Genomic DNA, 13,798 nt, shown 5'->3' with positions numbered 1-13,798 from the left:
TCGCCCCTCTCGTCGGCCTCATTCTAACTTATGCACTCGCCATGCACTCGCTGTTGCACGCACCGCGTGCATAATGAGGACATGAGGGTGCCGGGCGACCGGCGTGGAGCTCACCCCGAGCCATGCGAAAGGACGTATGCCGTGAGGAACTCACCGAATTCCACCGAGCCGAATTCCACCGAGCTGGATGCCGCTGAGCTGAACGCCGCCATCGAGAACGTCCACCGCGCCGGGATACCCGGCCTGTTCGCCGAGGTGCGGGACGGCGGCCAGGTCTGGCGCGGCGCCGCCGGGGTCGCCGACGTCACCACCGGCCGCCCCGTCACCGCGGACATGCGGCACCGGGTCGGCAGCATCACCAAGACCTTTACCAGCGCCGCGGTTCTGCAGCAGGTCGAGAGCGGTCGGATCGGTCTCGACGCACCGATCGGCCGGTACCTCCCGAAGCTGGTTCCCGGAGAACGCGGTGACGCGATCACGGTCCGGATGCTGATCAACCACACCAGCGGCCTCGCCGAGTATCTTCCGTACGCCTACCCCTCCCTCGAGGCGTTCCCCGTCGCCGCGGACACCCGGCCGCAGAGCCTGGACGACCACCGGCATACGCGGTTCGACCCGGTTGAACTGATCGGGATGGGAGTCACCGCACCCGCCGTCGGCACCCCGGGCGGCGCTCCGGGGGTGTACTCCAACACCAACTACCTGCTCCTCGCCCAACTCCTGGAAGAGGTGAGCGGCACCACGGCCGAGCTGTGCATCACCCGGAACGTCATCGAGCGCGCCGGGCTCCGGGACACCGGATTCCCCGCCGGACCGTACGTCGACGGGCCGCACTCGCGGCTCTACGAGGCGTGGTTCGGCATGATCGACCCGCCGCGCGACTACAGCGTCTTCGACATGTCGTACGCGGGACCGTCGGCCTCGCTGATATCGACCGTCGCGGACCTCAACCGCTTCTACGGCCTGCTGCTGGCCGGAGAGATCATCAGCCCGTCCTCGCTGGCCCAGATGCAGCGGACCGGCCCGGTCATCTCCCAGGAGGGAAAGACGATCGACTACGGCCTCGGCCTGTACCCGATGGAGGGTCCCGGGCAGGGCGTCTTCTGGGGCCATGGCGGCACGGTCTGGGGCGGTGGCGCGCTGGCCATGGTCCGTGCCGACGGCAAGCGGCGGATGGCGGTCGCGGTGAACCTGCAGAGGTGGAACAGGTTCGACGCCGCCGGTCAGCCGCAGCCTCACCCCATCGACGACGCGCTCGCGACGCTCTACCGCGTGGCGATGTACGGCTGACCGGACTGACCGGACTGCCCGCTGAACCGAAAAGGCGCTGCGACCCGCGAAACCGCGGGTCGCAGCGCCAGGCCGAAGATCAGGCCTTCTTGGTCTCCAAGTAAAGGGGCGGGTCGGCGACCTGCAGGGATTTTCCCTGCGGGCCGTTGACCTGGCCTTTTGCTGTTGGCCAGCGATGGGGTGCGACGGTCGCGATCGGGTGTCCTGCAGGCTGTGGACCTTGTACCGCTGCAGCAGATGCAGCTACTCAGACGGCTGGCAGCCCTGCCGTGCCAACGTAGGCGTCGATCCCTCGGGCCCCGACTGTTCAAAGTGCTGGGTGGGACGACTCGGGTTGCATACTGCTCGACGGGACGCTCGCTGACAACGGCTAACACAATGAGTTGATCTGTCGGCGGGTGCTCAGGCAGCAGGCCAGCTTGAGGAAGGCTTCGTACATTTCGGCTCGGCGTTCCCAGCGGATGCGGAGGCGTTTGAAGCCGTGGAGCCAGGCGAAGGTACGTTCCACGACCCAGCGGTAGGTGCCCAGTCCTGTGCCGTGGAGGGTGCCACGTCGGGCGATGGCCGACGCGGTCCGGCGTTGGCGGACCTGGTCGCCGTAGATGTCGTGGCGTACCCGCGGTCGGCGAAGAGGGAGTCGGGCTTGCGTCGCGGGTGACCGACCCTGCCTCTGACCGGCGGGATGGGCGTCGATCAGAGGCGGCAACTGGGTGACGTCGTAGCGGTTGCCGCCGGTGTGAATCACGGCGAGCGGAGTGGCCATCCGTGATCAGGTGGTGTTTCGATCCGGATCGGGCACGGTCGACCGGACTCGGTCCCGTGTGGTCCCCCCGTTCACGGCCCGCACGTGGCTGGAATCGACGACGGCCCGCGACCAGTCGAGACGGGCCGCCGCGTTCAGCTCGGCCAGCAGCACTTCGTGCAAGCGCTGCCAGACGCCGGCCTCGTTCCAGTCGCGAAGCTGCCGCCAGCACGTCATGCCCGACCCGAAGCCCAACTCCTGCGGCAGGAACTCCCATTGAATGCCGGTGTGAAGCACGAAGAGGATGCCGCACAGCACCTTCCGGTCGGGCAACGGCTTCCGGACCGGGTGCCGGAACCGACGCTCCTTGCGCGGCAGGAGCGGCTCGATCCGCTCCCACAAGTCATCCGAAACGATCCCCGGCGAAGTCTCCATGCATCGCCAACGCCCAACTCCTGACGCCGACACGGCCACCAGGGCCCACTCGCCTCATTGTGTTAGCCGTTGTTAGCCCGCCGGAGAGCGCTCTGGTCCGGGCGGTAACTAGCCGACGTCACCGACCTGAGGGTCAGTAGGGTGGTTTCATGCCGAAGAACGAACCGTTCATCATCGACGGAGTCACTTACGAGCGCGATTCAACTCCGGGAGGGGGCGGATCAGCCGTGGTGTGGAAGGTCCGCCGTAGGCCCGACGGTCAGGTGTTCGCAGTCAAACAGATTAAGAAGGACAGCAAGGCGGACTCCGCTCGCAACAAGCGTTTCAAGCAGGAGATCGAGTACGGGCAGACATCGAGCCACCCGAACGTGGTGAGTATCCACGCGCGCTCAGAGGACGCGAACTTCTTCTACTACGTCATGGACTTCTACCCTATGACGCTGCGACAAGTGATCAACGACGAAACCGATGCTGACGTGCTTCTCGACTACGTGCGCCAGCTCTGCGATGCGCTCGCGTACGTGCACGGCGACGGCGTAGTGCATCGCGACATCAAACCTGAGAATGTCCTCGTCGACCATGATGCGCGTCGGCTCGTCCTGGCCGACTTCGGCATCGCACATTTCAAGGACTCCTCGCTCACGAACCGGGGAGACCTCCTGGTGAACCGAAACTATCTCGCTCCCGAGCAGATGGTGAGGAACAACGCCCTCAGTATCGGCAAGCCGGCGGACATCTTTGCGCTCGGCCTCGTCATAACCGAGATGTTCACGAAGCAGAACGCCCGAGGGCGACGGCACGCGCTTGTGCGCAACCGCTACCCCTTCCTGGCCGACCTCGACCTGATCGTTGAACAGATGCTGCTCCAAGACGAGGCGCAGCGGCTCCGCATCGATACCGTACGCGGCATGCTTCGGGTGACACTTCAGCGGCTCGACTCGGCAATCGAGGAGATCTCCGACGATCTGAGCCCCAACGAAGGGTCCGCCGACAGCTCGTCCGGCGAGGTCGAGCGAATCCTCGGCCGTGCCGCCAGAGACGTACTGTCGGCGAAGCATGTCTTCGAGCGGGTCACCGACAGAGAGCTCGACCGATTTAACCTCAACTATCACTGCGAGGTTGCTTATCGGGTGAGCGCGGAGCTGTTCAACACATGTGCTCAAGCCGTTATATATGCCTCGTGCAAGGCGAAGTTCGATTATGAGGGCGCCGTGCAGTGGGGCGAGAACGACGACGCTCTCGTATTGTCGGCCGCCAAGCCGGGACTCCAACGCGAGCTGGAGAAGATTCTGGATGACTTCCCCCTCCCTCAGTCTTCGCGCTGGGGTGGTCTGCCGCGGCGGTCGGCTCACTTGTTCCGGTTCTGCAAGGATTACCACTGCGAAGAGCTGCTGACGAGCATCCGCGAATCTGTCTACGGTGAAGGTGATGGCTCGTTGCGGGCGAATCTGATCAGCGCCCCGATCCTTTGGATTACCCGCTGGATGCGTACGGTTCTGGACACCGACTACCTGGAATTCGACAAAACTATTCGTGAGGACATCGGTTTCGAGCACCACCTCTCGGTGATCTGGGACGAGACACTTCCGTTGAATTCGGCCCGAGAAGCGGTGGGAGTGGATCTGTTGGCCGAGCCGTTCAACGCCGACCACGTCGCCAACACGCTGCAGGCACTGGAAGAGAAGTGGGATGTCTCCGTGGGAGAGCTCGTAGACGGTGAGTACTCGGTCATGTTCCGGTCACGCGATACGTACCGCTGTTTCCGCGAAGAGGCGCTCGACCTGGCAGAACCGGGCTCAGTATTCGAAGCCGACGTCCTCGATCTGCTACGCCCTGAGGCGGAGTTCGACGACCTCGTCGCACTCACATGGTGTCGGGACTTCGACGTGGCCATCACGCTCGGGAAGATCCTCGGCTCCCCCACGCGCTTGCCCTGAGTCCAAATTTCAAGGGTGGGCATGGGGTGGAGTGGTGCCTGATCCGAGGCCCTTTTCGCCGGAGTTGGCACGTCGACAAACGCCTCTTGAAGGGGCTGATCGAGAACCGCACGTCCTTGCCGAAGGAGTTTGATGGCTGAGTTCAGACAGGTTCGGTGTGCAACTCCCAGCATGTACAGCGGCTCACCAGTTGGGGGCGGAAGTGGGTCGGCGAATCCCTGTCCCGCGTCTATGCGGGACGCTGCGAGCCAACTTCCGGATTGAGCCCCGTACAGCTCCACCCATGCGTGAACATTGCGATTCACAGGGTCACCGCAGCCTGCAAGGCACCGGAGCCGACGCCATTCCCAGCTCCACGGGTCAAATGACCTTGTCACGGGTGCATCCTGGCCAAGCGGTGGCGGCGCGACAGCCCTCTGGGAGTGGATTGTGCCGACGACGGAAGTTGGTGAGGTACGGGCATCAGTTGTCTCTCGGTCCGAGGACGCACGGCGGAGCATCTGGCTGCAAATTACTTGGGCGCATCTATCGCCAGCCATTGAGGGAGACTTCCGGGCCTCCCGTGAGGTATCGATGAAGGGCGCTTGAAGTGGTGTCGACGAAATTCTCGGGTACTGCGGCGGCGTCGACCCAACGGACCTGGGAGTGCTTGCGGGGTTCGCGGTTCTCGGGTTCGCCGGTCCATTCCTCGGCGGCGAAGACGACGGTGAGGAAGCCGTTGGGGGATTCAACGCCCCAGGCTCCGTGGATGATGTGGGCGACCTTCAGGGCCTCCGGCTTCACCGTGAGGCCGGTCTCCTCGTAGAGCTCGCGGACCGCGGTCTCGGTGATGGGCTCGCCCGGTTCGCTCTTGCCGACGGGGAGGTCCCACTTGCCCTGGGCGAACTTGGCGTTCTTGCTGCGCTGGAGGAGGACCACGCGGTTGGTGGCCTTGTCGTGGACGATGACGGCCGCGACCAGCAGGGTCATGGAGTCGAGTGCCGGCTTGAGCGCCGGGGGGCGGTTGTCGGTCTGCTGGGCCACGGGGTTCCCTTCGTCGGGCGGGTTGTTGGGCATGTTAGGCGAGGGCCTCGCGGGTTCGGCGGGCGAGATCTGCCGCTCCAGGGACGCGGCGGCGCTGGTAGATCGCGAGCGTGGAGCGGATCGAGGTGATCGCCTTGCGGGTGCGGTCGGAGGTCATGCCTTCCATGAGGACCAGGGCCTGGGCCCAGGCCGCGACAGCTTCATCGGCGCGGGCCTGGGCGGCGAGGCTGTCGCCGAGGTCGGCGTGGGTGAGGGCGTGGACGCGCTTGTACTTCTCCGGGTCCCAGCGGGCGAACGCGTCGCGGTGCTGCTGTTCCGTACCGATGTGGTCGGCGAGGTCGGTCAGCGTGCGGGCGGTGTGGCTGGCCACGGTGCCGGCGGCAGGGCCACTGACGCGGGAGAAGCTGGGCTGGGGACCGTCCTCGCGCAGGAGTGCGTCTTCGGCGGCGAGGAGAGCACGAGCAGCCAAGGGGTTCTCACCGACCGCTGCGTAGGCGCGGGCGTGCGTGATGTGGAGGAGCGCTTCTGTCTGGCCGTCCACGTGGCCGAGGCCGCGCGCGAGCGCGCCTTTGACGAGGTCCACGCAGTGGTGGGGTTGCTTGAGGCTGAGGGACTGGTGGGCGAGGGCGCGCATCATCCAGGCGGCATGGCCGTGGGGGTCGGCTTCGCAGGCGAGCTGGTAACCGACCTGGTAATAGCGCTGGGCAGCGCCTTCGTGTCCAAGGTCGTGGTGCTTCCACCCTGCGAGGTAGGCGAGTTCGGCGACGGCGCCGAAGGCGGCCTGCCGTAAGACTTCTGTGGGGAAGCGTCCGCGCAGCATGGGGGCTGCCGTGTCGGCGAGGTACGCGGTGACTGTGGTCAGGCCGTGCCCGCCGCCGAGCCGTTCGTCGGCGGCGCTGAAGGCTGCCGTGATCTGTCGTACGACGTCGATGTCGTCGCTGCCGACGAGGGAGCGGGCGGTGCGGGCACGGAGCATCCGCGAGGTCGCTTCGTGATCGTGCAGGAGCGGCATGGCCACGCCGGCCGTGGTGAACGCGGCGATGGCGAGGAAGCGGCGGCGCTCGACGTCCGCGCGGCCGAGGTCGGTGACCGCGGTGACGGGGTCGGTGTCCGGTGGCGACTCCGTGTCGGGTGAGTGGAGGCCGAGCTCTGTTCGGGTGACGACGCGGCCAAGCCGCCGGGAGAGGGCTTCGGCGAGGTACTGGCCTGCCTGGCCGGACGGCGTGCGGGCACCGACCACCCAGTGGGAGATGGCCGACTTGTTGGTCTGGAGCAGTTCGCCGTTCTCGGCGGCGATGCGGCGTACATCCTTGGCGAGTGCCTCGTACGTGCACCCGGCGGCGTTGATCGTGTCGCGCAGGCGGGAGTTGGCGCTGGTCGGTGTCGGCATGATCGCCTCCGCTCCGGATCCGTAAACCGTGTATACCCCTTGACCTCGGTCACACCGTACCCACTCTGCGTAGCGGGCGGTTCACTTATCGACAGCCGCCCCACTCACGGCATCGCGGGCCGGGTGGCTCCCAAGTTCCGTACGCCCCAACGGGCTCGGGCATTCCTGTGCCCCGGTCCGGACGATTCAGAGACGGAGACACGGTGACCACTATCGACACCGCGACCATCACGGTCGAGTTGCCCGACGCCTTCGACCCGCGCTGGAACCGCCTGCCCGGCATCCAGGTGGACGGCCGGCGTATCACCATCGACCCGGCCGAGTACTTCTTCCGCTTCGAGTCCAGCACCTGGCTCGTCGCCGACTGGGAGTCGGTGAAGGCTCAGCTCCTGGACGTGGATGAGACGACCGAGAGCGCGGTCGAGCAGCTCGCGCTCGACTTCATCAAGAACCACGGCGAGTCCACCTCCGACGCGGCCCGCGTGCTGGCGACGGCGTACGGGGTGTACTCGTACCTCTTCCGCGAGGAGCACCTGGCAGGCCTCGGCCTCCCGCAGATCACTGCCGAGCACCTGAGGATGCTGCGCGAGGCGGCCACATTGATGGCGCTCAACAAGGTGGAGCTGGACGGGCACATCTCCAACGTCGGTCCGTGCTGGTTCTTCCCCGCCGCCACGTCCGTCGTCTTCGACCTGGACGACGCAACGGGCGGAACGCTGGACGAGGTCTACCACGGCGGCTGGTTCAACGAGCACCGCCGGATCGAGTCCATCAAAGCCCACGCCGCGCTCGGCGGCCGACTCGTGCACGGCTGCCAGTCCGTGCCGGACCAGTCCGGCGGCGTCGTCGCGCCCTACGGTGCCTCGATGGCCAACTTCCGTGACGACCTGGCCGAGTTCAAGGCGGGCTGGATCGACCAAGTCTACGCCCACCGCGTGACCGCAGCCGAGTAACCCACCCCCAGTACGGCTCCGGGGCGGGCCGGCTCGCGCGCGCCCGCCCCGGAGCCCACCAGTCCCCTGGAGACCCCCATGGCCCAGCGCCTGTCCGCCACCCTGCTGAACGACCTGTGCGCTCTCATCGGCAAGCCCCTCCCCGAACGTACCGAGATTCGCGTCTGGGGCATGTCCGGCGTCGAACGCGTCACCTTCCCCGACGGCACCACAGCCGTTTTCAAGTACGCCAAGGAGCCCTTCGATCGCGAGGCCCAGGCCCTGCGGATGGCCCACCAGCGCCAGCTCCCGGTCCCCGCGCTCCACGCCACCGCCATGCAGGACAAGTGGCTCGGGATGCTCATGGACGACCTCGCCACTCCTGTACGGGACGCCGACGACCTCGACGGTGTCGCCGCCGCCGTCATGCTCCACGCCGCCCGCCCCGCGGGCGGTCTGCCCCTCCTCGACGGGGCGGGCCTCGCAGCCCTGCCCGGCCGAGCCCTCGATCACCTCCAACGGCTGCGGAAAGTTGACCGCTGGGCGGACTGCGACGACATCGAGACCACGCTGGGGAAGATCTCCGCCGCAGCCGAGGCCCGTGTCCAGGGTGCGACGCTCGACCCCTTCGGCTGGGTCCACTCCGAGTTCCACCCCACGAGCGTCCACGTCGGGGAGAACGGCTGGCACCTCCTCGACTTCGCCCGCGCCTTCACCGGCCCCGGCCTGATCGACCTCGCCTCCTACCACGGCACCACCGACGTGCCGAGCCCCTTCCGACTGCGGGTGTTCTTGGAGCAGTACGTCACCGCAGGCGGTCATGAGGACGCCCTCGCCGCCCGGGGCGGCCTGGCTGCCGAGGCATGGGCCCTGGGCTGGCACCGCATGTGGGCCGTGGAGTGGTTCATGGAGCAGGCCATCCGCTGGATCGATGAACCGGCCAAGGACCCCGCGTACATCTCCGTCGTCCGCCGCCATCTGAACGACGTGGTCCAACTCCTGGAGGTCTAGGTGCTCGCCCAGACCTCCCCCTGGTACGCCCACGCAGCCCAGCGCACAGCCGCCGCCCCCGCGCACGCCCTCACCGCACCGTCCCGGATGGAATGGAGCACCCACGCGGGCATCGGTCCCGGCGCCGAGGTCCTGGGACGGGACCTGTCCGGTAAACGCGTCCTGGAGCTGGGCTGCGGCCCCGGCCACAACGTGGCCCACCTCGCGAAACACCACCAAGCCCGCGCCACCGGCGTGGACCTGATCGGCCTCCAGGTACGCCGGGCCCGCTCCCACTACGGCCACATCGACGGTGTCACGTTCGCCGCCGGCCACGCACTGCACCACCTGCAGGCCACCGGCCAGACCTTCGACGCGATCTACTCCGTCTTCGGCGCCGTCGGCCTCGTCGCCCCCGAGCTCCTCCTCGCCGCCATTTCGCGACGCCTGAAGCCTGGCGGTGTGCTGGCCTTCTCCGTCCCTCACCCGGCACGGGCCGGAAGACATCCATCCACGGACGACCGTCCGCGCGAGGACTACGTCACCATGCCCGACCGCACCCGACTGCCCCTCGCTCGATGGGAGTTCGACGCACGACGCTGGGGAGCCCACCTCTCCCGGACTGGCCTGGGCGTCACCTCGGCGGTGGAGCTGCGGCACCCGCGCCGAGACCCGTGGCCCACCACCCTCCTGATCACCGCCCGCAAACGCTGACCGACGGAGGCAATGATGCCCCTGCCCTACCTGCTCCTGGACATCGACGGCGTCCTCATCCCCTTCCCGGCCGCCGACGGCAGCACCCCGCCCACCCACGTCCGCCACACCGTCCTGCCCACCGGCCGGCACCCCGACGACCCCGTCCCCATCTGGCTCGACCCCAGCCAGGGCTGCATTCTCACCGACCTCGTGACCAGCGGACTCGTCACCCCCGTGTGGTGCACGAGCTGGCGCAAGGACGCCACCACGATCATCGGCCCTCTCCTGGGGCTGCCCGACTTCCCTTACCTCGACCTGCCTCGCCCCCAGATCACCACCAGCCACCCCGACGGCTACCTCTGGAAACGTGACCACGTCAACGACTGGCTGGCAGACGGCCCCGCCGTCTGGATCGACGACGACTTCACCAGCCTCGACCACGCCTGGGCGGCGGAGCGCACCGCCAGGGGAACGCCGACCCTCATCGTTCAGCCCGACCCACATCTCGGGCTGCAGCCCGAGCACCTGACCGAGCTCACGACATGGGTCTCGCAGTTACCCACAGCCCGCGCCGTCTGACGACTGAGGCCCTGGGTGTCGCGAGCAGCGAGGGCATCAGGGTGTTGCTCGTGCGTGAGCTGTATGCGGTCCGTGGCACGTATTGGCGCCGCTGATGTTGGTGTCGGCTGGAACACTGCGGCTGTGATCAACGAACCGCCCCCGGACCTTCCTGATGTTTCCGCCGGCTCCCTGGCACCCGCAGCACAGGCTGAACTCGCCGGAACCGCCTGGGAGGAGCTGCCGCATTTCTGCACGGGCCGGCATGGTGTGCCCGACACGCCTGACATCCTCGGCGCGGTGCTCGCCGCCGACCCGGTCCGCCGGGTGCGGGCGGTCGGGGATCTGTACCGGCTGCTCCTCAATCAGTCGCGGGTGTTTCCGGCAACCGCTCCGGCGGCCTTGGTCATCGCTCGTCTTCTGGATGATCCGCGCACCCTCACTGAAGACCGGTGGGAGCGCAGGGCCGGCCGGCGGCCGCTCCGCGCCGAACTGCTGAACTGGCTGGCTTCGTTCGCCGACATCGCCCGCCTGGACGTCGAGGACGGTATCGGGGTGGCGCAGGATCTGGCCGCTGCCCGTGCGGTACGGCCGGTGCTCCACGACCGCATCGCGGAATTTTGCGAGGGCGATGATCCATTGGTGAGGGAGGCCGCGCTCGCGGCCATCGCCCTGCTCCTGGCCGACCCCGCCCTCACCTCGTCCGTCCCCCGGTACGCACCCGCCGTCCGTACGATCCTCGCCGTGAGCGCAGATTCGTACTACCGGTGGATCGCCCGGGAACGCCTGGTGGCCTGGGGAGAAGACGTCACCGGTCTCCTCGCCGCAGAGAGGGAACACTGCGCGGCCCTGGACCGGGCGCACGCTCTGGCGGACGACCCGTTCGGGGAGGGCCAGGAGCAGGCGATCCGCTGGCTGGAGGAGCAACCCGAGGACACCACGGCTCAGGAACGACGTGGCCGCCGGTGTGAGGACCGGACCGCGCCCATGCAGGTGGCTCCGCACGAGCCGGCACCCGAGCCGCCCGTGGCCGTCCCGGGGAGCGAGGCAGGGGACCGCAGCCCGTGGCGAATCGCCAGGGAGGAGGAGCGCGCCGAGTGGACGTTCACGCCGTACATAGGAGTCGGCCCCCTGCACTTCGGAATGACCTTGGAGGAGATCACCAGCGCCCTCGGTGAAGGATCGGCAGCGTCGTCCTACTCCCATCGCGGCAAAGACCAACAGCTCAACTACGCTGACTTTGCCGAGACTGGGATCAGGGCCCTCTTCCAGGAAGGCCGCCTGGGGTGTATCGCCGTGGACGCCCTCACCGGTCCCCAGGTGAGACTGGGCACAGCCCCGCTGACCGGCTGCGCGCCTTCCCACGTGGAGGACTGGCTCGTCCACCGCACAACACGGCCCGGCAGCCTGGCGTACAGCGTTGCTGGCGATCCGGTCTTCGCCGACCTCGGCCTGGCGATCCGGCCCCAGCGGGCCGGCAACGCCGTCCTGAGCCGACCGCTCTTCCTGTTCCATAACTGGCTGGACCTGTGGCACTCGCTGCCCAGCGCGGAGTGGAACCACTTCTGAAGGTGGGGCGAGAGCATCTGACCAGACCGTCAGCGGTGCCGAGTGCGTTCTTCGGGCTTCATGGCCACTGGCGTGGCTGAGAGGTGTGGCGCGGTGGGCATGGGCGATGTACCGGTGACAGTGCTTCGCCTGCGTGCTGCCTGAACGCGCTTGCTCGGCTGAGCCGTCATGCGCCAGTTGAGGACCTCGGCGGGGTGATCGGCACGGATGAGTTCCCCCTGGGTGCCCACTTCGGCCAAGAGGCATCGAGGGTTGTGGCCGAGACCGAGTGGAACTGCGCCCGCAAGGCGCTCCAGGCGGCGGAGGGCGAGGCGGCCGGGCGTGAGGGCCGCAAGCCCGTCGGGCTGCCGCACATGGTGACCCACGACTTGCGGCACTTCTACGCCTCCGCGCTCATCGCGGGCGGGGCGAGCGTCAAGCAGGTCCAGATGGTCCTCGGCCACGCGTCCGCCGTCATCACGCTGCGGATCTACGCGCATCTGTGGCCGGGCGAAGAAGACCGCACCCGGTCCGTGATGGACGCCGTTCTCGGCGGCCTGCGGACCGGGTGCGGACCGGTAGGCGATCTGACCAGCGAAACCGCAGGTCAGACGGCCTAGCCAGAGATCAGGCCTTCTTGGTCTCCCAGAAGATCCGGTCGACCTCGGCGATGAGGTCCAGGGCCTTCTGGCCCGTCTTCGGGTCGTTCGAGCCCTTGGCCGCGGAGAGCGCCTTCAGGGTGTCGTTGATCAGCTGGTGCAGCTCCGGGAACTTCTCGAAGTGCGGGGGCTTGAAGTAGTCGCTCCAGAGCACCGAGACGTGGTGCTTCGCGAGCTCGGCGCGCTGCTCCTTGATCAGGATGGCGCGAGTGCGGAAGTCCGCGTCCTCGTTGGCCTGGTACTTCTCCTGGACGGCCTTGACCGACTCGGCCTCGATGCGGGCCTGGGCCGGGTCGTACACGCCGCAGGGCAGGTCGCAGTGGGCGCTGACCTTCACCTTGGGGGCAAACAGGCGGGAAAGCATGGAGCTGTCCTCCTCGTGATCGTCTTCTCAGGTGGGACATTACTCCGTGGAGCGCCGCTTTCCGTGGCTGCCCCAGGGGCTTAGGTCAAAAGTCCGGGGTGAGAATCGGGCCGTCGGCCGAATGTACGGAACCCCGCACGGGGCGATGTACTGACGATGTGCTGGAGGAGGACCGGGAGGTGCCGGAGATGCCGGAGCGGCGACAGGTGTCCGGAGGCAGGCGGGTGACGCGGCGTCCGTTGCAGGTCGTGGAGGTGACGGGCCCCTCGATGGTGCCCACGCTCTACCACGGTGACCTGCTGCTCGTGCAGTACGGAGCGCCCGTGCGCCCCGGAGACGTGGTGATCCTGCGTCACCCCTTCCAGCAGGACCTGCTGGTGGTCAAGCGGGCCACCGAGCGGCGGCCCGGCGGCTGGTGGGTGCGGGGCGACAACACCTTCGCGGGCGGGGACAGCACGGATTACGGGACCGTGCCGGAGGAGCTGGTGCTGGCCCGGGTGCGGGCCCGCTACCGGCCCCTGGCGAAGAGTCAGCGGTCGGTGACGGCGGTGCTGGGCTGGGCGGTCTCCGCGCTGCGGCCGGTGCGCTCGGCCTCCTCGCGCTTGCGGGCCCGGTAGGCCGCCACGTTGGCCCGCGTCGCGCAGCGGTCCGAGCAGTAGCGCCGGGAGCGGTTGGTGGAGGTGTCCAGGTAGGCGTTGCGGCAGGGGAGCGCCTCGCACAGGCCGAGGCGGTCCACGCCGTGCCCGGTGAGATGGAAGGCCAGCCCCATCGCCGCGATGGCCGCGTAGCCGGCGGTCGCGTTCGACGGGTGGTCGGCCAGGTGCATGTGCCAGTCCGGCCGGCCGTCCTCGTCCCGGAAATCGTGCCCCGAGATCTGCGGGCTCACCGGGAACTCCAGCAGCAGCGAGTTCAGCAGGTCGACCGCGAGGGTCTCGTCGCCGTCGTCGGCCGCCTCGAAGACCGCGCGCAGCCGCGCCCGTACGGAACGGAACCGGGTCACGTCCGCGTCCGTCGTGCGCCGTGCCGCCTGCTGATTGGCGCCGAACAGCTCCCGGACCGCCTCGACCGAGGTGAGGGCGTCCTTGTTACGGGCCGGCTCCTCGGTGTTGACCAGGCGCACGGCGTAGTCCGAGTAATAGGCCAGTTCCACTTGTAGTCCTTACGGTGTCGGTCTAGAGTCGGGGCATCGGCCAGTGTAATGGTCGGTTGGTGATAACGGGTATTACGGTATGAC

General features: G+C 67.8%; 14 protein-coding genes and 1 pseudogene. 9 read left to right on the top strand and 6 right to left on the bottom strand.

What is annotated here, in order from left to right:
* Positions 1-30: 30 nt before the first annotated feature.
* Entirely contained in the window at positions 31-1,290 is a 1,260-nt protein-coding gene (locus ACIQPT_RS26340; RefSeq protein WP_401159104.1) for a serine hydrolase domain-containing protein, read from the top strand.
* 370 nt (positions 1,291-1,660) lie between these two features.
* On the opposite strand, the gene ACIQPT_RS26335 is transcribed toward ACIQPT_RS26340, so the two are convergent.
* Complete coding sequence (locus ACIQPT_RS26335) at positions 1,661-2,053, bottom strand: transposase (RefSeq protein WP_401159102.1); 393 nt, start codon at positions 2,051-2,053, stop codon at positions 1,661-1,663.
* Positions 2,054-2,059: 6 nt separating this feature from the next.
* The gene (locus ACIQPT_RS26330) at positions 2,060-2,467 is read right to left on the bottom strand and encodes a transposase (RefSeq protein ID WP_401159100.1); all 408 of its coding nucleotides are present in this window, start codon (positions 2,465-2,467) and stop codon (positions 2,060-2,062) included.
* A 149-nt stretch (positions 2,468-2,616) separates the two neighbouring features.
* Between ACIQPT_RS26330 and ACIQPT_RS26325 the strand changes: the two genes are divergently transcribed.
* Positions 2,617-4,404: a serine/threonine-protein kinase gene (locus ACIQPT_RS26325; protein ID WP_401159099.1), complete on the top strand. Its 1,788-nt coding sequence runs from the start codon at positions 2,617-2,619 to the stop codon at positions 4,402-4,404.
* Positions 4,405-4,929: 525 nt separating this feature from the next.
* Here ACIQPT_RS26325 and ACIQPT_RS26320 read toward each other — a convergent pair.
* Positions 4,930-5,460, bottom strand: coding sequence for an NUDIX domain-containing protein (locus tag ACIQPT_RS26320; protein ID WP_401159097.1), 531 nt, complete (start codon positions 5,458-5,460; stop codon positions 4,930-4,932).
* 1 nt (position 5,461) lies between these two features.
* Entirely contained in the window at positions 5,462-6,817 is a 1,356-nt protein-coding gene (locus ACIQPT_RS26315; RefSeq protein ID WP_401159095.1) for a tetratricopeptide repeat protein, read from the bottom strand.
* Positions 6,818-7,020: 203 nt separating this feature from the next.
* On the opposite strand from ACIQPT_RS26315, the gene ACIQPT_RS26310 reads away from it, so the two are divergent.
* From ACIQPT_RS26310 to ACIQPT_RS26285, 6 genes and pseudogenes are all read left to right on the top strand, one after another.
* Positions 7,021-7,770: a hypothetical protein gene (locus ACIQPT_RS26310; RefSeq protein ID WP_401159093.1), complete on the top strand. Its 750-nt coding sequence runs from the start codon at positions 7,021-7,023 to the stop codon at positions 7,768-7,770.
* A gap of 78 nt (positions 7,771-7,848) precedes the next feature.
* Positions 7,849-8,760 carry an aminoglycoside phosphotransferase family protein gene (locus tag ACIQPT_RS26305; RefSeq protein WP_401159091.1) on the top strand — a complete coding sequence of 304 codons (912 nt, stop codon included), beginning with the start codon at positions 7,849-7,851 and terminating at the stop codon, positions 8,758-8,760.
* Complete coding sequence (locus ACIQPT_RS26300; protein ID WP_401159089.1) at positions 8,761-9,453, top strand: class I SAM-dependent methyltransferase; 693 nt, start codon at positions 8,761-8,763, stop codon at positions 9,451-9,453.
* A 15-nt stretch (positions 9,454-9,468) separates the two neighbouring features.
* Positions 9,469-10,014 (top strand): HAD domain-containing protein, encoded by a 546-nt coding sequence (locus ACIQPT_RS26295; protein ID WP_401159087.1) that lies wholly within the window; start codon positions 9,469-9,471, stop codon positions 10,012-10,014.
* A gap of 123 nt (positions 10,015-10,137) precedes the next feature.
* Positions 10,138-11,562, top strand: coding sequence for a hypothetical protein (locus ACIQPT_RS26290; protein ID WP_401159086.1), 1,425 nt, complete (start codon positions 10,138-10,140; stop codon positions 11,560-11,562).
* A 260-nt stretch (positions 11,563-11,822) separates the two neighbouring features.
* Positions 11,823-12,161, top strand: a pseudogene (locus ACIQPT_RS26285) (tyrosine-type recombinase/integrase); the annotation flags it as partial.
* 7 nt (positions 12,162-12,168) lie between these two features.
* Here the strand turns inward: ACIQPT_RS26285 and sodN are convergent.
* Complete coding sequence (sodN, locus tag ACIQPT_RS26280; RefSeq protein WP_164614990.1) at positions 12,169-12,564, bottom strand: superoxide dismutase, Ni; 396 nt, start codon at positions 12,562-12,564, stop codon at positions 12,169-12,171.
* Positions 12,565-12,752: 188 nt separating this feature from the next.
* Here sodN and sodX point away from each other — a divergent pair, with 188 nt between their 5' ends.
* Positions 12,753-13,181, top strand: coding sequence for a nickel-type superoxide dismutase maturation protease (sodX, locus tag ACIQPT_RS26275; protein ID WP_401159147.1), 429 nt, complete (start codon positions 12,753-12,755; stop codon positions 13,179-13,181).
* On the opposite strand, the gene ACIQPT_RS26270 is transcribed toward sodX, so the two are convergent.
* A complete protein-coding gene (locus ACIQPT_RS26270; RefSeq protein ID WP_164614994.1) occupies positions 13,094-13,714 on the bottom strand; it encodes a CGNR zinc finger domain-containing protein in 621 nt (206 codons plus the stop codon). The two genes, sodX and ACIQPT_RS26270, sit on opposite strands and share 88 nt — an antisense overlap.
* Positions 13,715-13,798 lie beyond the last annotated feature (84 nt).

Origin of the sequence: Streptomyces sp. NPDC091289, assembly GCF_044757365.1 — a bacterium.
Taxonomy (GTDB): Bacteria; Actinomycetota; Actinomycetes; order Streptomycetales; family Streptomycetaceae; genus Streptomyces.
The sequence above is the reverse complement of the archived record's forward strand: the minus strand, read 5'-3'. Positions and strand labels throughout refer to the sequence as shown.

Bases quoted from the DNA above. Each gene is read 5' to 3' on its own strand.
- sodN (WP_164614990.1), bottom strand. From the start codon at position 12,564: ATGCTTTCCCGCCTGTTTGCCCCCAAGGTGAAGGTCAGCGCCCACTGC.
- ACIQPT_RS26325 (WP_401159099.1), top strand. From the start codon at position 2,617: ATGCCGAAGAACGAACCGTTCATCATCGACGGAGTCACTTACGAGCGC.
- ACIQPT_RS26315 (WP_401159095.1), bottom strand. From the start codon at position 6,817: ATGCCGACACCGACCAGCGCCAACTCCCGCCTGCGCGACACGATCAAC.
- ACIQPT_RS26335 (WP_401159102.1), bottom strand. From the start codon at position 2,053: ATGGCCACTCCGCTCGCCGTGATTCACACCGGCGGCAACCGCTACGAC.
- sodX (WP_401159147.1), top strand. From the start codon at position 12,753: ATGCCGGAGCGGCGACAGGTGTCCGGAGGCAGGCGGGTGACGCGGCGT.
- ACIQPT_RS26295 (WP_401159087.1), top strand. From the start codon at position 9,469: ATGCCCCTGCCCTACCTGCTCCTGGACATCGACGGCGTCCTCATCCCC.
- ACIQPT_RS26340 (WP_401159104.1), top strand. From the start codon at position 31: ATGCACTCGCCATGCACTCGCTGTTGCACGCACCGCGTGCATAATGAG.
- ACIQPT_RS26305 (WP_401159091.1), top strand. From the start codon at position 7,849: ATGGCCCAGCGCCTGTCCGCCACCCTGCTGAACGACCTGTGCGCTCTC.
- ACIQPT_RS26320 (WP_401159097.1), bottom strand. From the start codon at position 5,460: ATGCCCAACAACCCGCCCGACGAAGGGAACCCCGTGGCCCAGCAGACC.
- ACIQPT_RS26330 (WP_401159100.1), bottom strand. From the start codon at position 2,467: ATGGAGACTTCGCCGGGGATCGTTTCGGATGACTTGTGGGAGCGGATC.